Raw genomic sequence first — 18,778 nt, forward strand, 5'->3', positions numbered from 1 at the left:
AAATGCTTGAAACTGAATTTATAGTATATAAAGGGGGATTTTGCAATGGACCAGGAACGTAACTCGAACGAATCAAACGAGAACAATAAAGTGACACCGATTCACCAAGATCGTCAACCCGAAACAAACGAACAAGGAATCGCGCCACAACAGCAACAACACTTGGAAGCTTTCCAAGCTTTCCTCGTGGAAAAAGGCATTCCAATGGAAGCACGTGAGAACGAGACACACGTCTTCTTCATGACACAAGAAAAAACACCTGCAGGAGCAGAACCGATGATGATGATCGTCTTCAGTAAGACGACGACAGATGTCGAATTGTTCGCTCGTACGGTGACACACGTACCAGACGGTGTCGAGGATCTCCCGATTCTGAACGCCATCAATGACTTCAACCAAGAATTCAAATACTTCCGCGTCGTTCTCGACAGCGACCGTGATGTCACGATCGCATCAACGATCGATCTTGATCACGGCTTCAATCCGGCTGCGATCTTCGGACATTCTGTCATGATGTTCCAAGCATCAGACGAAGTCTACACGTATTTGACAAAACTGTACGAACAGTTCTAATTTCTCATTTTAAAACGGCTTTGGAGCCCTGCTCCGAAGCCGTTTTTTTCTTTAAAGTTCAATTGACAATGAGAATTATTCTCGATATAGTTAGATTTGTGAAAACGACTACATGACGGAAAACGTCTTATTAATTCTTCTGGGGGAATCACGATTATGAAAAAACGTTTAAAAGTAGCTTCAATCTTCATGGTAGCCGGTATCTTGGCTGCCTGCGGTTCGAATGAAACGGATACGACTGCACCGAAAAAAGAGAAAACGGAACAGTCGACCGAAACAAAATCAGCAGATGCGGGGATCGCTGCAACGACACTGACAGATGAATTGACGATCTTCAGCTCAATCAAAACAGAACTCGACAAAGCAAAAGAAGGACAAGCGATCGATTGGAAGATGGTCACGACAAGTTATGAATCGAAACTAAAAGGTGGTGTCGAGACGACAGCACCAGAAATCGAACAAGTCATCCAGTCTGCTTTAGCAGGTGTGGAAGCGAAGGATCTCGATGAGAACATCGCTCGTCAACTCGTGGATAAAGGTCTACAATCGTATTTCTATAAATTACAAAAAGCAACGCAAGCAAAAGCTGAAGAAGCACTCGTAGCTGGTAAACCGGAAGCTGCAACGGAAGCACTCAAGGATGTTGAAGCGATGGCGAAGACCGTCTTCATTCCGACAGCTGAAAAACGGGACGCGAGCTACGGCTTCAAAAACGAAGACGCCATCGCTCAAGCGATCACATCAGGTCTTGCAGCTCAGCAAGAAGCCATCGACGCGAAAGAACTCGGTGATTTCAATGTTGCGAAACAAGTGACGGATAAATCGATTTATCGTTCCTTCTATTTAGCTGCACTCGGTTATGCACAAAAAATCGAGGATGGCGTCAAAGCCGGTACGGACGAAAAAGAATTACAAATGGAGCAAGCAGAAGGATATGGTTTCCTCCTCGCGATCGAAGAATCGTTAGCAGGTGGAGACGAAGAAGCTGTCAAAACGCTGAAAGAGCGCTATGATTTCTCGAAAACAAAACCAGCTGATGTCTCTTACAAAGAAATCGAAGGATTGTTCGCAAAAGCGTTGACGGAAAAAGTCGACGGTTATCATGAAGAGGCACAAGAAGCGATCGAGAAGAAAGACGTCGATACAGCACGTGCAGAAGCAATGGAAGCGAACATGTTCGTCGTTGCGATGAAACCGACGCTTGAGAATCGTCTCGGCAAGGACAAAGCAGCGCAAGTCGCAAAAGACGCAAACGAATGGTTCGCACTCGTCGAAAAAGGCGACGTCAAGGCTGAAACGACAGGCGAACGGATCACAGACGCACTCGAACCACTTAACTAAGAAGGAAATGGAAACGGAGGGATAAGATGAATATCGGAATCACAGGAGGTGCCGGCTTCATTGGCGCCGCCCTCGCCCTCCGGCTCCAGCAGCACCATACCGTCCATGTACTTGATGCTTTCACGGACTACTATGATGTTCAGTTAAAAGAAGAACGAGCAGCTGCATTAAGACGTGCCGGTGTTACCGTTACGACGGGTGACGTTCATCACGATCTCGACGCCTGGATGGAGACATCGTTCGACGCCGTCTTTCATCTCGCAGCTCTTCCAGGTGTTCCGCGTTCGCTCGAGGAACCGCATCACTATATTCGTGAGGACATCGATATGACGGTGACCTTGTTAGAAGCCGCAAAAAGACATGGCATGCCGCATGTCTTTTTCGCGTCTTCTTCTTCCGTTTACGGGGAACAGACTGGTCCGCTGAAAGAAGATCAGGCAACGGGACACGTCGCCAGTCCTTATGCGGCAGCCAAGTATAGTGCCGAAAGCTTTTGTCATGCTTATGCTCATTTATATGATGTAAACGTGACGCTGTTTCGCTTCTTTACGGTCTATGGTCCTTCGGGTCGTCCTGATATGGCGCTGTTTCGATTCATCGAACAGGCATTACGCGGAGAGGCACTCACCGTCTTCGGTGATCCGATCCGTGACTTCACGTATATCGATGACATCACCCGTGGAATGGAACAGGCGTTGCTGGCTCGTGCAGTAGGGACGTATAACCTCGGCGCGAATCAGCCGGTCTCCGTCCGCACTCTAGCTGAACGGATCGGTCAACGGTTTGATGTGCCCGTGCAAACTCAAACTGCACGACGTGGGGACGTGACGATGACATGGAGTGATACGACGGCTGCAAAAGAAGCATTCGGTTACCAACCGTCAATCGAGATCGATGTTGGACTGGAGCAGGTGATCGCGTGGCATCAAAACCGCTGATTCGAACGTTTCTGTATCTGACGCTTACCGGGCTTGTCATCTTTTTACTGCTCCGTTTTTTCCTGGAGTTACCGGTCTCGTATCGGTACATTGAAGCTTTATTCAAGAGTCCCTGGACAATCCTTGCGACCTTGACGTATGCGATCGCCTTTTATTTACGCGCGGTCGCCTGGCGCCGCGCCGATGCCAAACGTGCACCGACTGCTGTATACCTGTCGAGCCTGTATCTCGGACTGACGATCAATCATCTCTCACCGGTCAAACTGGGAGAGATGATCCGACTCGTGACGGCGAGAGCCGTCGGAAGTCCATGGAAACAGACGAGCGCGATCTTCGTCTTACAACGAAGTATTGACTTGATCGTTCTGTGTACCTTCATTCTGATCGGTTGGTTGTTTCACCCAATCGTCTTGCTCGTCGCGCTCCTTGCGACCGCGTTATTGCTCGTGTTACGCCGACATGTCCCGCATCTCCCATCGCTCGTTCTGTTCGGAACGCTCGCTTGGGCAGTCGAGGCACTCGCCGTCTTCCTCCTCTTGCACGGAGCAGGTATCGATGTGTCCTTCCCGACGACATTGATTGCGATGAGTGCCGGTGTCCTGTCCGGTGTGATTCAGTTCACGCCGGGTGGCCTCGGTACGTATGAACTCGCGATGGGTACAGTGTTACGGCAAGCCGGTGTTGCCCATGCGTACGACGTTGCCTTGATGACGCACTTCTTTAAATATGCCTTTGCTTTTCTCATTCCGCTGTACGTTCTCATTCGGCATCCGGCTACGCTTCGGTTGTTGGTTCGTCAGCTCAAATACACTGATTGGAAAGGAGGAAGACGATGAAAAGCGCTTCTCGCTTTGAAAAAGTCGCAGCACGCGCCTGGAACTTACTCAATGAAGGAAAACCCTTCACACCCATTTTTACGATCGGCGTCTTCTTGACGTACGCCTTATGGACGCAGATGCCACTCGCAGAAGCTGGTCTTGGTTTCATCGTGACGCTTCCTTTATTTATCTTGCTTTGGCGTTATGACTTTCCGTTATTTTTACGAAATTACCTTTGGATCCCGGTCATCGTTTGGCTGTTCCTTCGGGGTACGAATGCAGATTATTTACCTTTGTTCGCCTATGGCGCAGGTCTCTATTTCTTCTTTACGATTTTTTTCTGGGGAACGATCTATTATCATCTCCGGATCGGAACGCGCTGGACGAACTTCACGCGTTTTTGGAAACTCGTTCTGAAGAATAGTGATTCGACAAGTGGTAACGCGCAGGAGCAACTGCCTAAGGTTGCTCTGTTGCTCATGTACTGGTGGACGGCAAGTGACGCATCGACACTCGACATGACGTTCATCTGGTTCCCAATTGGTCTATTCGTCTTTGCATGGATCCTGCATCACTACCTGTTCGACTGGAAACCGAAGTTGCCCGAGGCAATGACGGCAGATGCCGATCTTCCGACTTCAGAAAAAGTCTATGTTCTGATTGTCGACGGGATGCGTAAAGATCGCTACATGGCAGCAAACACGCCGTTCCTCGAACGATTGCGTCAGGAAGGAACGGAATATACGAATATGGAGACGGTCTACCCTGCCCGGACCGTCGTCTGCTTCAGTTCGATGTTCACGGGTGCTCGCCCAGAAGATCACGGCATTCATTCGAACATGGTCTGGAATACGACCGGCGTTAAAACGGATACTGTCTTCGATCGTCTCCGTGCCGTCGATAAATCAGGAAAAATTCTTGGCATCGCGCACCTTGTCGATGCGTTCGGTTCAACCGATGTACGGACCGTCACGGCGGTCATGCATAACGATGTCGCGGATCGAAATATCGTAGAACGTGCCAAACAAATCGTCCATGAAGAGGATCCGGATCTGCTCGCGATTCAGTTGATCGGAACGGATCAAACGGGACACAGTCGGGGCACCCTCTATTCCGAGTATGTTCAAAAAATCGAAGAAGCGGATGCATTACTCGCTGAATTTTGTGAGGAGCTCGATCGTCTCGGTAAACTCGAGGATGCGACACTCATCGTCATGGCAGATCACGGTCAAGCGGACGGAATCGGTGGACACGGTCACTTGGATGAAGGCGAACGGTTCGTTCCGTTCTGGATATATGGTAAGAACGTTCATGCCGGTCTGAAAGTGGATACGCACCGTCATATCTTGTCACTCGGACCAACGATCACAAAAGTCCTAGGGGCAGACATCCCGCACGATAGCCGTGGTGTGCTGTTGACAGAAGCGTTCAAGGAGGCGAAGTCTAAATGAAGATCATCGTCTTTTTACCGGCCCACAATGAGGAAGTGTCGCTCCCGCTCGTCTTAAAACGAATTCCGGACATGATTGATGGCATTCCGGTCGAGACTCTCGTCATCGACGACGGCTCAGTGGATGCGACGAGTACGATTGCGCGTCAACACGGCGCACATGTCTATCAGTTCGAGCAGAACCAAGGACTAGGCGCTGCAGTCCGGGAAGGACTCCGCCAATCCTACGAACTCGGCGCTGATGTTGCTGTCATGATTGATGCGGATAACGAATATCCGGCCGATCAAATTCCGGATATCGTCCGACCGATCTTACACGATCAGGCCGACTACGTATTCGGTTCCCGCTTCCTCGGTACCGTCGACGGGATGCGGCTCTATCGCTATATCGGCAATCATGTCTTCACGTGGTTGCAATGCCTTTTATTGAAACGTAAAATCCATGATGGTCAAAGTGGGATGCGTGCTTTTTCACGCGCAGCGTGTCACCATGCTGAGATCATTCACGATTATAACTATGCCCAAGTATTGACCCTCAATCTCGTCCGAAAAGGCTTCCGCCTTCACGAAGTTCCGATTCGTTATCGGGTCCGGGAAGCAGGAAAGTCCTTTATCCGTCTGAATTATGTCCAACGTGTCCTCCCAGCGATTTACCGGGAGTGGCGACGACCGATCACACAGCTTAGCGTTGAAGAACGCATGGAACGAAAGGAGCACCTCGGATGAAACGCCTTCTTTTGCTACCGCTCCTCCTGCTCTCACTGTTCGTGAGCACTTCCACGGTTTCCGCTTATAGTTACGGAGACCCAGGAAAGGAAGCTTTTGCGGAAGCGTATAAACAATTTGAAGAACAACTTAATGCCAAGGATTACGCGCTTGCGAAAGAGACGCTTGCCGCCTATGATAAAGAATTCAAACTGTATTTCCCTGAAGCGAAAGCGAAGATCGATACGGCGCTTGAACAAGAAGATGCCGAGGCTGCTAAACAAGCGTACCGCGTCGCTCTCCGTCAAAATATCGAACGTCGCCTGCACTTTGCTGAAGAGCAGTTCGAGGACTTCGGTCAAGCGAAACTCTTACTCGCGAAAGCCCGCGGGACATACGATGTGCTTGCACCTTACGTCAAGGAAAGCAAGGATGCACAAACATCCGATGACGTGTATACTGCATTTGATGAATCCTTAAAGGCACTCGGAAACCCTGGTCTGTTTGGGGTCGGGAAAAAAGCGAGTGATGAAGAATCCTTCAAAGAAAACATTACGATGATCGAAGATACGTTGACTCCCCTTTTCGTCCTGCCGGGTGAAGAAAAAACAGGAGTCTTCACGGAAGAAGACTCCTTCCTCGGTCAGACGTTCGGAACGGACGCGATTTGGAAATTGATTGCGCTCGGACTCGTCATCGTCCTCATCGTCATCGTCGTCATTGGTCAATGGAAGAAGAAACGCCGCTCATAAGGAGGAAGACAGATGGATTTTCAAGCGTTTTTGATTACGCTTCGGGAGTGTCTCGAGGCTGTTCTCATCGTTGGGTTGATCTTAGGTTATCTCGATCGATTGAACGCTCCACAATATAAAAAGTGGGTCTACGCAGGTGTCGGGTTGGCACTTCTCGCTAGCCTTGGTGTCGCGTTCCTGTTCCAAGTCGTCTTTACGAGTTTTGCGAGCTTCGGAAGCGATACGTATCTCCGTCTCGGCATCATGATGGTCTCCGTCTTGCTCTTGACACACATGGTCCTCTGGATGGGAAAGGAAGCGAAAGAAAATCAAAAAGCCTCGCAAGCGAAGGTCGCCGCTGCCGTCTCGACGGGTAGTGCCATCACGATGATCATCCACTCCTTCCTCGTCATCGTTCGAGAAGGAATTGAGACCGTCTTTTTCTTCGCTGCCATCTCAGGTGGGGAAATCGAAAAAGTACTGACGAGTTACGGTGCGGTTTCCGGTCTGTTACTCGCCTTGATTTTCGGATACTTATTCGTTTCCGGCTCTATGAAGATTCCCGTCAAACGCTTCTTCCAAGTGACGGGTGTACTCATTCTATTCATCGCAGCCGGCATGCTCGTCCAAACGATTGGACGCTTCCAAGATCTTGGTTTGCTCGGTAGTCTTTTGATGAATGCTGACGGCACACCAGCTGCTGTATACAATATCGTCGGCTTCATGCCGGAGCACTATATCGATCAGGTGCAATACTTGCGTGATACAGGAAATTCAACATTGATCAGTGGACAGATCGGAACGTTCATGGGTGCGATGTTCGGATACAGCCATAACCCCTCGCTCGAACAAGTCGTCGCTTGGTGGGGCTACTTCGCCTTTGCCGGTTGGATGTTGCTCCGTCAAAACAAACCATCGAAGTCATCAAAGTCCTTACAGGAGGTTTCTTGACCGTCCAAAGCGATCGTTCACGTCCGCGTGGACGATCGCTTTTTTGGATCACGTTGCTATTCATCGGTGGCTGGATTGGTTTACGGATCAGTTACGTCAGTCCCTTCATCGCGAGCTACGATATTGCGAACTTCACGTTAGCTGTGACCGATTATGATCTGGCTGATTTACGTCCGCACTTTCCGGGTTATCCCTTTTTCATCTTATTTGCCAATCTGTTTCTGCCGCTGGTGATACCTGTCAAAGCGCTCGGACTCGTCTCTACACTAGGACTAGCAAGTGCGCTCTTGCCACTTTACTCGCTCTTTCGCCGTCATGCCTATGATACGGCTCGGCTGATCGCTGCCTTTACCGTTCTCTCCACTGCCTCACTCGTGACGTTCGCTGCGACAGGGATGTCGGATGGGCTCGCCCTCGGACTACTCGTCTGGTACGGCTGGAGCATCGAACGCGCACGGCATCAGATTCGTCGCTGGCTTCCGTATCTTCTGTTCGGTTTACTGATGGCGACTCGATTGTCCTACGCGCCGTTTGGCTTCATGTTGCTTGTCCTGCTGTGGCAGGTACGAAAGGATTACTGGCAACTCTTATCCGAGTGCGCCCTTCTTGTTCTGGCGCAGTTTGCTTGGTTGCTCCCGGTCGCTTTTTCTGTCGGTGGACCCTACTCGTTTCTTCAATTATCACTCCGCTTCGTCAGCGGTCATTTTTCCGATTGGGGTGGTTCTGCTCAGACCGATGACGCTTCTATCGTTCAACGATTTGTTCAAACACTTCAGCAACTCTTCTGGCATGGGATCGGCTATGGCACGTGGATCGGACTAGTGTCAGGACTGATGCTGTTTTTACGAAAACGTTGGGCGGTCGATGTCGCTTGGGGAGCGACGGCTGGACTCTATTTCGTTTGGGTCTGGCTCGGACAAAATATCGATAAACCCCGTCATGTCTTACCGCTTGTCCTATTGCTACTCATCTGGTTGATCCGTCAGCTTCCGTTGCAGATGTATCTGCCGTTTTTAGTCATTCAGTTGACGATCGGTAGCCTCGCGTTAAACGAGCAAGCAACGCGTCCTCCGGCAACGATTGAACTGGCGCGTTACGTAGCGACTCTTCCAATCGGCGCGACAGTCTTTACCGACGAGGAAGCTCGCCAATTCCAGTCCGAACGACCGGATGCCGCGATCGTTCCGATCGGATCGATCAGTAAATGGAACGCAGAACCAAAATCCGACCAGAGTTACGTGACTGGTCGATTGCTCGAGCGCCTTCACGCTCAAGGCGTACGACCAAAAGTCAAACAAGTCATCCGCTTCACGAGTGATGCCCGCTACGAACCAGAAGACGCGCAAGCGATGCTGTATCAATTAACGCCTTGACGGCACGACTACACCCATACGAAAAACCATGTCGATTCCCGAATAACACCGCGGAAATCGATATGGTTTTTTCATTGCTGCGTATCGTAACGACGTTCCATATAATCAAAGGTACCGCCGCTGATTTCAATCGTCCGGACTGGTTCGAAGCCGAGACGACGATACAGTCGCTGTGCTCCTGCATTCGTTTGATCAGCGTTTAAGGTGAACGCTTGTAGTCCTCGCTTTTCCCCTTCTTCCGCTGCTGCCTGCAATAATTCCGTTCCAATTCCTTTTCCACCATGACGCGCGTCAACCGATAAAGTATCCAAGTAATAGACCGGTCCTTCCGTCTCGACGTCGATCCGGACGTCTTGACCCGTCCAGCGCTTCAGTTGTGCTTTGATCGGTTCGTCGAGTCGTTTCGCATCCGTCCCGGCATACGCAATGACGATTCCCGCTACTTCATCCTCGATGATTTTCACGAGGATGTTCTCATGGCTCAGTCGATTTCCTGTTTCAGCGACGAAGTACGCGAGTCGCTCTAAAACTTCCTCCCGCTTTGTCGTTCCCGTCAGTGTCTCAGCAATCTCATGAATCGCCTGCTCAATCAACGGGGCAATCTGTTGCGCTTCAGAAGCATGTGCTTGTCGAATCATCTCATCCTTCTCCTTTCGTTTTTCTAATCCATGAACCTGAAAAATCGGACTCGACGATGTCGAATCCGATACATGATTTTGTTAGACATTCATCTGTCTCACTGCGTGACTTTTTGTACGACAGGTGCCGGTACGATGACAGGCTCCCGTGTCATGACAGCAACGACACGTCCAGCGATCGCTACAGCCAGTAACGTATATAACGTTAAGCTGAGCGGCAGATAGACGAGTGAGATGACTAACACGATGGCATCGAGTCCGAACAAGATCGTCCCGATCGATAGACCTGTCAGTTTGCTGAGTCCCATCGATAGCAAATCGTCTCCACCTGTTGCCGCTCCACTTTTCAAAACAAGTCCGAGACCATATCCGGTCACGATTCCGCTAGCGATCGCTGCGATGAGCGTCGCTGGCCAAGCCTGTTCTGGAAAGTGGAACAAATCGAGTCGGTGCCACATCTCATAAAAGACTGATAACGCACCTGCTGAGAGTAACGCTTCGCTGACGAAACGTTTCCCTTTGAAGTACAAGGCACCGATGAAAAATGGAATATCGAGCACGATCATTGAGATCGAAGGATTGATATCAAAAAAGTATCGACCGAGCAACGATAATCCGATAAAGCCGCCTTCTGCTAATCCGAACTGTTCATTCAATGTGTAGTAACCGAACGCCATGATCAGCGTTCCGGTTAAGATGGTTGCGATTCGTTTCATGTTTTATTGTCCTCTCCCGTTTACATCGTGGGAGAGGTTTTATACGTCCCGTTTGGGTATTCATCTATTTTCGCTCTCCCTGATTTTTATAAGCCATTACCGTCTTGTTCGTTTTGACCGGTACTGCTAAAAATCAGGTAAGCTGAATAGATGATTGGTCCTCTCGGTATCCATCGGTTTCCACCCCTTCATTAAAAATCTATTTTCATTATAACCCGAATTTCAGTAACTAAAACAGTTTTACGCATTCTTCACATAATCCAAACACTCTTGCTCATTCATTCACAATTTAGACAAGATTATGCTCAACGTTGAACAAACTACTTGAAAAAAACCTTGTGAAGGATTACACTAAGTATATCAAATGAATGTGATATTCATCACAAACAAAACACAAAGGAGACTTTACCCATGAAAGTAGCAGTCATCGGATGTACACACGCAGGAACAGCAGCAGTCAAAGAACTCGCTTCGCAACAAGACGTCGAGATTACCGTTTATGAGCGGAATGACAATGTATCGTTTCTCTCTTGTGGAATCGCGCTTCACGTCGGTGGTGTCGTCAAACATGCGGAATCACTTTTCTACTCATCACCAAGTGAACTCGCTGAACTCGGCGCTGAGATGCGTCTGAAACATGATGTGCTTGAAATCGATAGTGAACGCCAAACGATCGTTGCGAAAAACCTCATGACTGGTGAAGTCGTTTACGATACGTACGATAAACTCATCATGACGACAGGATCATGGCCAATCATTCCGATGCTTCCTGGCATCGAGTTGAATCAAATCGAGCTCTGTAAAAACTATCACCATGCTCAAACAATCATTGAAAAAGCGACAGAAGCACAACGGATCACAGTCGTTGGTGCAGGGTATATCGGTGCTGAACTCGTCGAAGCGTTTGAAGCATACGGAAAAGACGTCACGTTCATTGATAGTGCGGATCGCATTCTCAACAAATACCTCGACCGCTCATTCACTGACGTCATCGAACGTGAATTGACAGACCGTGGCATTCGTCTCGAACTCGGGCAAACCGTCCAAAGCTTCAAAGGGGAAAACGGTGCTGTGACACACGTCGTCACAGACAAAGGAACGTTTGAAACGGATCTCGTCATTCTCTGTGTCGGCTTCCGCCCAAGTACGGAACTCTTAAAAGGACAGGTCGACATGCTACCGAACGGTGCCATCATCGTTGACGATTATATGCGCACAAGCAACCCGAACATCTTTGCTGCTGGTGACAGCTGTGCCGTCTATTACAATCCAGCTCGGACACATGCCTATATTCCACTCGCAACGAATGCTGTCCGGATGGGAACATTAATCGGTAAAAACTTACGCGCACCAAAGATTCGTTACCAAGGAACACAAGGCACATCAGGTCTTCGCCTATATGATTTGAACATCGCGTCGACTGGTTTGACAGAAGAAGCGGCACCCTTGTTCGGACTTGAAGTGAGTAGCACGACAGTCACAGATGCGTATCGCCCAGAGTTCATGCCAACAGCAGAAGACGTCCAATTGAAGCTCGTCTTCGAGACAGCAACCCATCGTGTCGTCGGTGCACAAATCATCTCAAAAGTGGATTTGACACAAGCGATGAACACACTGTCGGTCGCCATTCAAAACGATATGACACTTGAAGAGCTCGCTTTCGTCGACTTCTTCTTCCAACCGCACTACAACAAACCATGGAACTTGCTGAACCAAGCAGCTCTGCAAGCAATGAATGAGCGTCAATCCGCTCGTGTCTAAGCGCATTACACGATAAATCAAACAAGCAACGGATCACCGTTGCTTGTTTTAGACTGAAGACAAAGCGCAATTTTTCTCTAACGAGAAGGATTGCGCTTTTTTGTTCGTCTCGAATCGTTTTCCTGGGACAAGCATCGCGCCGCTTCGCTTCACTGCAGGATCGCTCCTGCTTGTTTTTTCCTAGGAAGCGATTTCGAATGAAACCCCCAGTTATGTCGTCTTTTTCTCCGATTCAGTCTCAAATAGATGCTGCCAGTCCTGATACGGCATTGTGCCATTCACCGTTTTCATGTCAAAGCGTAACGGTGCAATCAATTCGAGCGAATTGCCATCCGGATCCTCGAAGTAGATCGCCGCGTGCGCATGTGGATGGTTATCGAGAACAAGCGGTTGATCGGCTACCGCTACACCAAACGCAGATCGAACGGTAATGCCCCTCTCCTTTAACCAGTCCTGTGCTTTATCGATATTTTCTTGCTCCATCCGAAACGCAACATGTCGAATCGACGGATGATACGGTAACTCAGCTTGACCAGCTTTCCATAGCCCCAACCAACTCTTACCTTGCTCAATCCAAAAGGAAGCGACGCGTTCATTTTGGAACGCACATGCAAGACCCAATTTTTCATAAAAGGCAATCGATCGTTCGAGTTCCTTGACCGGTAAATGAGCTTCATACAATCCAGCAATCATCTTCTTCACACTCCTCTTTTTCTAGTGTAAACCATCAATTTCCAAATTTACTACCATCAGAAACGTTTAATCCGACCTGTTGAGGGAACATACACCCTATACCAAAACCAACTTTCAGGAGGAATGTTTACATGGCTGCATCGAAAAATCCGTTAACCCAATACTTCAATGACGATTTCCCAAAACAATATCAGGACGCACCAGCGGTTCAAGCAAAAATGGAACCTGTTCCCGATTGTGGAGAAGAGAGTTATAAAGGCTCTGGCAAATTGATCGGCAAAAAAGCACTGATTACGGGTGGCGACTCCGGCATCGGCCGAGCAGCAGCCATTGCTTACGCTCGTGAAGGAGCTGACATCGTGCTCAACTACTTACCGGAAGAACAACAGGATGCGGAAGAGGTTAAAGCACTCGTTGAAGCAGCGGGACAAAAAGCATATCTCTTACCTGGTGATTTAAGTGATGAAGCGTTCTGTGGACAACTCGTCAAAGAAGCACACGAATCGCTCGGTGGACTCGACATTTTGGCGCTTGTTGCAGGTAAACAACAAGCCGTCGAAGATATTCTCGACCTGTCAACGGAGCAATTACGTAAGACATACGAAATCAATGTCTTCTCCCTCTTCTGGGTCGTCAAAGCAGCCTTGCCACTCTTAAAAGAAGGGGCTTCGATCATCACGACGACATCCGTTCAAGGATACAACCCAAGCGCGAACCTCTTGGATTATGCATCGACGAAGTTTGCCATCAACGGGTTCACGCGCGGACTCGCTAAACAAGTCGCACCAAAAGGAATCCGTGTCAACTCCGTCGCACCTGGTCCGATTTGGACACCGCTTCAAATCTCGGGCGGTCAGCCAAGCGAGAACATTCCAGAGTTCGGACAGGAAACACCACTGAAACGCAGTGGTCAACCGGTCGAACTGTCGGATGTGTATGTCTTCCTCGCTTCAGACGCTGCGAGCTATGTTACAGCGCAAATCTATGGTGTCACAGGCGGAATCGAATTAGCATAAGAATTGCATTTGACGGGAATGACTCAAAAGTCAGTTTCTACAAAGACCAGGGTGGCAGAATGATAATCTGCCACCCTTTTCTCGTAAAAAAAGAAGTGCTCGTTACACGCGACTCCTACAGGAAAAAGCGCATTTTTGCGCTGTCAGAGACAAACAAGACCCGCTTTCCTGCTGAAGAAAGCAGGAAAGCTGTTGTGTCTCGCCTGAAGAAAGGGCGTGAAAAGACTAGTCACTCTTTTTTGAGTCAGCCCCATTTACGTATATCTTAACGGGATATCAGTTGCATCACCGGGTACCATTTAGTCTAATGAAAGTATTAACGATGAAGGAGTGAATCAGATGACTGAAAAAGAAAAGATGATTCAAGGGGAACTCTACTTAGCACAAGATCCGGAACTCGTAGCTGACCGTATCCGAGCACAATCGCTCTGTTATGAGTTCAATCAATTGAGTGTTCATGATGGGACTAAACGGAAGGCACTTCTTCAACAATTATTCCAGACGGAGCAAGCCGACTTTTACATTGAACCGACCTTTAAATGTGACTATGGCTACAACATTACGTTAGGGGCTCGCTTTTATGCCAACTACGACTGTGTCTTGCTCGATATTTGTCCGATCACGATTGGTGACAACTGCATGCTTGCTCCAGGAGTACATATCTATACTGCGACCCATCCACTCGATCCTGTCGAGCGCAACAGCGGTTATGAATTCGGGAAACCGGTCGTCATCGGGAATAACGTCTGGATCGGTGGACGCGCGGTCATCAATCCCGGTGTGACAATCGGAGATAATGCTGTCATCGCCTCAGGTAGTGTCGTCGTCAAGGATGTACCGGCAAACAGCGTCGTCGGTGGAAATCCAGCCCGAGTCATCAAAACAATCTAATTCTCATCAAATTCTAATCTGTTCCTCAGCTTCCTTTCACATGGTCTGGTTATTCTATGTATAAGAACAACAGCCACTACTAAAGGAGGACATCAACATGACTGAAAAACGAACAGATAAAGGGAATAAACGTTTCAAAAAAGGAATCGCTACACTTGCCGTAACGGGTACAGTCTTAACAGGAGCCGGAGCGTTTCTCCTCTTCACAGGTCCAGGACACTCGCTCGTCAACTCGACGGTCACCACTTCACAGCAGGCAGAGCAAAAAGTCGAAGCTGCTTCGCGCCAAGTCGAACAAAATCTTCCAGCTTCGATGCGTGACGATCAGGAACTCGAAGGCACATTACAGAAACTATCGGATCGTTCAATGACGATCGATGTCAACGGTGAATCTCGTACGTTTGATTTCGCTTCGTCAGTCGAACGCGAAGCCGTGCAAGAAGGCGATTGGGTCAAAATCGATCTGAATGCAAATCAGCAAATCACGGAACTTGAGCGAGAAGATCAAGATGATCGGAATGACCGAGAGGACGATGGCAATCGCTCAGATGATTCATCGGATGATGCGAATGAACGGTACGGCATCCTTCGTGCCCTATCACAAAGTGAATTGACACTCGAACAAGATGGACAAGAGACGGTCTACGCGATTGCGGATCGTGCGGAACGCGACGCTGCGAAATCTGGGGATATCGTGAAAATCGAATTGAATGCAGATGGTCAAGTCCGTGAGCTTGATCGGGAAGACGACGACGAGGATCGTAATGCTACACGCGACGAAGACCGTGACGATGCACGGGAACAAGAAGTCCGCGGCACGCTCGCTAAAATAACGAATCAAGAAATCATCATCGAACAGAATGGTACGCAAAAATCGTACTCTCGTGCATCAAACATGGAACAAGATGATGACATCCGAGTCGGCGGTTCCGTCAAACTTGAGTTAAACGCGTCAGACGAAGTGACAGAAATCGATGAATGATCATTAAAGGAGGATGTTTATGCCAACCACCATCTTAATCGTTGAGGACGATGCGAAAATCGCACGCCTCCTTGAACTCGAACTCCAATATGCCGGGTACGCGACACGTGTCGCCTCTAACGGAAAAGATGGTCTCGCTGCCGCTGAGCATTCGGTTGATCTCGTCTTACTCGACGTGATGATGCCGGAGCTGAGCGGCTTCGAGGTGTTGCGCAGGCTCCGTGGAAAAGGCATTCATGTCCCCGTCATTATGCTAACGGCACGTGGAGAAGTTTACGATAAAGTCGCAGGGCTCGATCTTGGTGCGAATGATTATGTGACGAAACCGTTCGAGATGGAGGAACTCCTTGCCCGGATCCGGGCGTTACTCCGCACTCCGGCTTCAACGAATAACGCATCGCGCATGTTACAGTTCGCCGATCTTGTACTCGACCTTGATCGACACGAAGCATTTCGCGATGAATTGCGACTCGATTTGACACCACGTGAATTCGAACTCCTGACGTATTTACTGGAAAACAAGGAACATGTCCTGACACGCGAACAAATCCTAAATCGCGTATGGGGGTACGATTACTTCGGCGAGACGAATATCGTCGACGTCTACATCCGTTATCTTCGGAAAAAAGTCGATGCCCACCCTCCTGCTTTGATCCAGACCGTTCGTGGGGTGGGGTATGTGCTACGGGAGGCGACGCCATGAAGCTTCGAACGAAACTCGCTTTATCCGTCACCGCCTTTACGACACTTTTATTACTGCTTTCGTTCATCGTCGTGACCTTCGTCGTCCGCAATCATTTGATTGAATCCCGTTATACGCAGCTTGAACAGGCAGAGGAATTGATGGAGGATGATTCATCGGTCCGGGCATTACTGACGCTTCATGAAGATTCCGTCGTCTTATCGAACGAAGATGGACGATGGGTCATTTCAAATGATGAAGATGACGACTCGTCTACCGTTAACGGAGACGTACAAGCAAGTGACCTACCCGGTATCCCGCGCTCGAACGAACCTTTCAAGTCTGGCGATTGGTTCGGTATCGTCTATCAGGATCAAGCCTATTTATTCGAAGATGAAAGCGTCGATGATACGGTCTCGACACTCATCTTGACCTTCACCATCGTGTTGGTCGTCGGAATCGTCATCGCGTTCATCAGTAGCTTCTGGATTGCATATCAGACGCTTCGCCCGCTCAGGCAACTGAATGATACGATGCAACGGATCTCGTCTTCTGGAACGCTTGAGACCGTGCAGACCGAACGTGATGATGAGATCGGTCGCCTCGGTCGCGTCTTCAATCAGATGATTGGGCGTGTCGATCAGACGATGGAACAACAACGGCAGTTCGTCGCCGATGTCTCGCATGAGATGAAGACACCGCTGACCGTCATCGAAGGGTATGCGCAATTATTGAAGCGATGGGGCAAAACGAAGCCGGACGTCCTCGATGAATCGATTGAAAATATCTTACAGGAGACGCATGCGATGCGGACGACCTTGATCGAGCCCATGCTCGAACTGTCTCGTCTCGGTTATGAAGAAACGTCTGTCGAAGAGATTGACTTAGCCGAGCTTGGGAGCGAACTCGCTGATCGGATGTATCACGCGACAGGGACGATCATCCCTGTTGATGCCTCTGGAACGATTCTGGCGAATCGCGAAGCGGTGCTACGCATCTTGACGATTTATATCGATAATGCCCTGAAATATGCCACTTCTCCTGAATTGCATCTGCGCAAGGAGCGACTCGCTGTTCTTGATCGAGGAACATCTCTAACGAACGAAGAACGTACCCGGTTATTTGACCGGTTTTACCGACTTGATGCAGCACGCGATCGTTCAGGAAGTGGACTCGGATTGTCGATTGCTGCAGCTCTAGCGACGACACACCATTTTCAGGTCGGTAGTGAAGCCCGTCAACCAGATGGCAGTTGTTTCTATCTGATTCCCGAGCAGTCTAAATGAAACTTTTTCTACATTTGTGTCGTACACTTAAGGAAGAACGTCACATGATGAAAGAAGGAATTTCACGATGGCTAAAAAACGTTGGGGTGGACTTGCTGTTGCCGGCGCCTTTCTCTTAACGAAAGGAAAGGTCATCCTTGCCTTATTGAAATTTTCGAAGTTTGGAGGCACTCTGATTTCGTTCGGAGTTTCGCTTCTCTTTTACGCTCAAGTATTCGGTGTCTGGTTCGGGGTCGGATTACTTTATCTCCTATTCATTCATGAGATGGGACATCTACTCGCTGCGAAACGACTCGGTTTTAAAACGGGTCCCGCGATTTTCGTACCGTTCATGGGAGCCGTCATCGGGATCAAAGATACGTTCCGGACTCCAAAACAAGAAGCGATTCTTGCGTACGGTGGACCACTCGCGGGTCTCGTGTCCCTGATTCCGCTTGCAATTGGATATGCTGTGACCGGAAATGACTTCTGGCTCGTCATCTTCCATCTCGGAGCCTTGTTGAATCTCTTCAATCTACTCCCTGTCAGTCCGCTTGACGGTGGACGGATTCTTGCGGGACTTCCGATCATCGTTTGGGTCGCTGGTCTTGCTGCCTTGATTGCTTACGGCATCACGAATTTCAGCCTGATTCTGCTCTTGATTGCTTTCTTCGGCGGCAGTGCTGTCTGGAAACGGTATAAATTCGCGAAACAGTATGAGGCGAACCGATCGACCTTGATGTTATACCGTGCTGCACGCGAACGCGTCTTACGCGCAAAGGCGGAGCAGGAACGCGTAAACGCTGAAGTCGCTCTTGCACCGGAAGTGGAGGAAGAACAAACGGTCGAAAGTACGTACGATCCGATTGCTTGGTCGCTTCGTCTCGATTTACAAGATTTGCGACAAGCGAGTCCAGAAGAGGCACGTCAGGAAGCGGACGATCTGTTACGGTATCAATATGATGCTGCGAACGACTACGATGCGTTGTTGCGACGAATCGATCAGCGGATCGAACCGCTCCGACTCGCTGAAGAGTCGGTCCAGTATCACCAGATGCCGAAAAAACAACAAACGATCACCTTACTCGCTTACTTGGCGCTCGGTGCCATTTTATTCATTGCTTTCGAGTACTCGAAAGGGTACTTGCCTACACCATCTTAAAACGAGTTCCATCGGATGCGCTTCATGGCGCATCCTTTTTTCATGGAACGAACACATTGACTAGAGTGATTTCTTGCATCTCTTCATAGAAG

The 18,778-nt window shown here is 49.1% G+C and carries 19 protein-coding genes; 16 read left to right on the plus strand and 3 right to left on the minus strand.

The genetic code is table 11. From position 1 onward, the window contains the following. Positions 1 to 45: 45 nt before the first annotated feature. From B3G15_RS07025 to B3G15_RS07065, 9 genes are all read left to right on the plus strand, one after another. Positions 46 to 573 carry a YbjN domain-containing protein gene (locus tag B3G15_RS07025; protein ID WP_023469644.1) on the plus strand — a complete coding sequence of 176 codons (528 nt, stop codon included), beginning with the start codon at positions 46 to 48 and terminating at the stop codon, positions 571 to 573. Positions 574 to 729: 156 nt separating this feature from the next. Continuing rightward, entirely contained in the window at positions 730 to 1,914 is a 1,185-nt protein-coding gene (locus B3G15_RS07030) for a hypothetical protein (RefSeq protein WP_290719391.1), read from the plus strand. A 26-nt stretch (positions 1,915 to 1,940) separates the two neighbouring features. Then, the gene (locus B3G15_RS07035; RefSeq protein ID WP_050678468.1) at positions 1,941 to 2,852 is read left to right on the plus strand and encodes an NAD-dependent epimerase/dehydratase family protein; all 912 of its coding nucleotides are present in this window, start codon (positions 1,941 to 1,943) and stop codon (positions 2,850 to 2,852) included. After that, positions 2,834 to 3,688, plus strand: coding sequence for a lysylphosphatidylglycerol synthase transmembrane domain-containing protein (locus B3G15_RS07040; RefSeq protein WP_133208393.1), 855 nt, complete (start codon positions 2,834 to 2,836; stop codon positions 3,686 to 3,688). Before B3G15_RS07035 ends, B3G15_RS07040 begins: the two co-directional genes overlap by 19 nt. Beyond that, positions 3,685 to 5,121 (plus strand): alkaline phosphatase family protein, encoded by a 1,437-nt coding sequence (locus B3G15_RS07045; protein WP_290719395.1) that lies wholly within the window; start codon positions 3,685 to 3,687, stop codon positions 5,119 to 5,121. The genes B3G15_RS07040 and B3G15_RS07045 overlap by 4 nt, the downstream gene beginning before the upstream one ends. After that, positions 5,118 to 5,846 carry a glycosyltransferase family 2 protein gene (locus B3G15_RS07050; RefSeq protein ID WP_290719397.1) on the plus strand — a complete coding sequence of 243 codons (729 nt, stop codon included), beginning with the start codon at positions 5,118 to 5,120 and terminating at the stop codon, positions 5,844 to 5,846. The genes B3G15_RS07045 and B3G15_RS07050 overlap by 4 nt, the downstream gene beginning before the upstream one ends. Then, positions 5,843 to 6,577, plus strand: a complete 735-nt coding sequence (locus B3G15_RS07055) for a hypothetical protein (protein ID WP_231884717.1) — start codon at positions 5,843 to 5,845, stop codon at positions 6,575 to 6,577. The genes B3G15_RS07050 and B3G15_RS07055 overlap by 4 nt, the downstream gene beginning before the upstream one ends. Before the next feature lie 12 nt (positions 6,578 to 6,589). After that, positions 6,590 to 7,507 carry an FTR1 family iron permease gene (locus B3G15_RS07060; protein WP_029342865.1) on the plus strand — a complete coding sequence of 306 codons (918 nt, stop codon included), beginning with the start codon at positions 6,590 to 6,592 and terminating at the stop codon, positions 7,505 to 7,507. Continuing rightward, on the plus strand, positions 7,504 to 8,880 hold the full coding sequence (locus B3G15_RS07065; protein WP_290719402.1) for a hypothetical protein: 1,377 nt from the start codon (positions 7,504 to 7,506) through the stop codon (positions 8,878 to 8,880). The genes B3G15_RS07060 and B3G15_RS07065 overlap by 4 nt, the downstream gene beginning before the upstream one ends. A 71-nt stretch (positions 8,881 to 8,951) precedes the next feature. Here B3G15_RS07065 and B3G15_RS07070 read toward each other — a convergent pair whose 3' ends face one another. Continuing rightward, entirely contained in the window at positions 8,952 to 9,518 is a 567-nt protein-coding gene (locus tag B3G15_RS07070) for a GNAT family N-acetyltransferase (protein WP_290719404.1), read from the minus strand. 98 nt (positions 9,519 to 9,616) lie between these two features. Beyond that, positions 9,617 to 10,234: a YitT family protein gene (locus tag B3G15_RS07075; protein ID WP_064300662.1), complete on the minus strand. Its 618-nt coding sequence runs from the start codon at positions 10,232 to 10,234 to the stop codon at positions 9,617 to 9,619. 411 nt (positions 10,235 to 10,645) lie between these two features. On the opposite strand from B3G15_RS07075, the gene B3G15_RS07080 reads away from it, so the two are divergent. Then, complete coding sequence (locus B3G15_RS07080; RefSeq protein WP_035395637.1) at positions 10,646 to 11,995, plus strand: FAD-dependent oxidoreductase; 1,350 nt, start codon at positions 10,646 to 10,648, stop codon at positions 11,993 to 11,995. A gap of 210 nt (positions 11,996 to 12,205) precedes the next feature. Here the strand turns inward: B3G15_RS07080 and B3G15_RS07085 are convergent, their stop codons facing one another. Next, on the minus strand, positions 12,206 to 12,688 hold the full coding sequence (locus B3G15_RS07085) for a VOC family protein (protein ID WP_290719408.1): 483 nt from the start codon (positions 12,686 to 12,688) through the stop codon (positions 12,206 to 12,208). 131 nt (positions 12,689 to 12,819) lie between these two features. Here B3G15_RS07085 and B3G15_RS07090 point away from each other — a divergent pair, with 131 nt between their 5' ends. From B3G15_RS07090 to B3G15_RS07115, 6 genes are all read left to right on the plus strand, one after another. Continuing rightward, the gene (locus B3G15_RS07090; protein WP_029342871.1) at positions 12,820 to 13,704 is read left to right on the plus strand and encodes an SDR family oxidoreductase; all 885 of its coding nucleotides are present in this window, start codon (positions 12,820 to 12,822) and stop codon (positions 13,702 to 13,704) included. Between the two features lie 339 nt (positions 13,705 to 14,043). Further along, the gene (locus B3G15_RS07095) at positions 14,044 to 14,595 is read left to right on the plus strand and encodes a maltose acetyltransferase domain-containing protein (protein WP_035395634.1); all 552 of its coding nucleotides are present in this window, start codon (positions 14,044 to 14,046) and stop codon (positions 14,593 to 14,595) included. Positions 14,596 to 14,692: 97 nt separating this feature from the next. Next, positions 14,693 to 15,577 (plus strand): hypothetical protein, encoded by an 885-nt coding sequence (locus tag B3G15_RS07100; protein WP_290719412.1) that lies wholly within the window; start codon positions 14,693 to 14,695, stop codon positions 15,575 to 15,577. 19 nt (positions 15,578 to 15,596) lie between these two features. Continuing rightward, positions 15,597 to 16,280, plus strand: coding sequence for a response regulator transcription factor (locus tag B3G15_RS07105; protein WP_290719414.1), 684 nt, complete (start codon positions 15,597 to 15,599; stop codon positions 16,278 to 16,280). Further along, positions 16,277 to 17,545, plus strand: coding sequence for a sensor histidine kinase (locus B3G15_RS07110; protein WP_290719416.1), 1,269 nt, complete (start codon positions 16,277 to 16,279; stop codon positions 17,543 to 17,545). The genes B3G15_RS07105 and B3G15_RS07110 overlap by 4 nt, the downstream gene beginning before the upstream one ends. A 67-nt stretch (positions 17,546 to 17,612) precedes the next feature. Further along, a complete protein-coding gene (locus B3G15_RS07115) occupies positions 17,613 to 18,686 on the plus strand; it encodes a site-2 protease family protein (RefSeq protein ID WP_133208400.1) in 1,074 nt (357 codons plus the stop codon). Positions 18,687 to 18,778 lie beyond the last annotated feature (92 nt).

Origin of the sequence: Exiguobacterium sp. UBA1053 (assembly GCF_002316465.1) — a bacterium.
In the GTDB taxonomy this organism is placed as follows: domain Bacteria; phylum Bacillota; class Bacilli; order Exiguobacteriales; family Exiguobacteriaceae; genus Exiguobacterium_A; species Exiguobacterium_A abrahamii.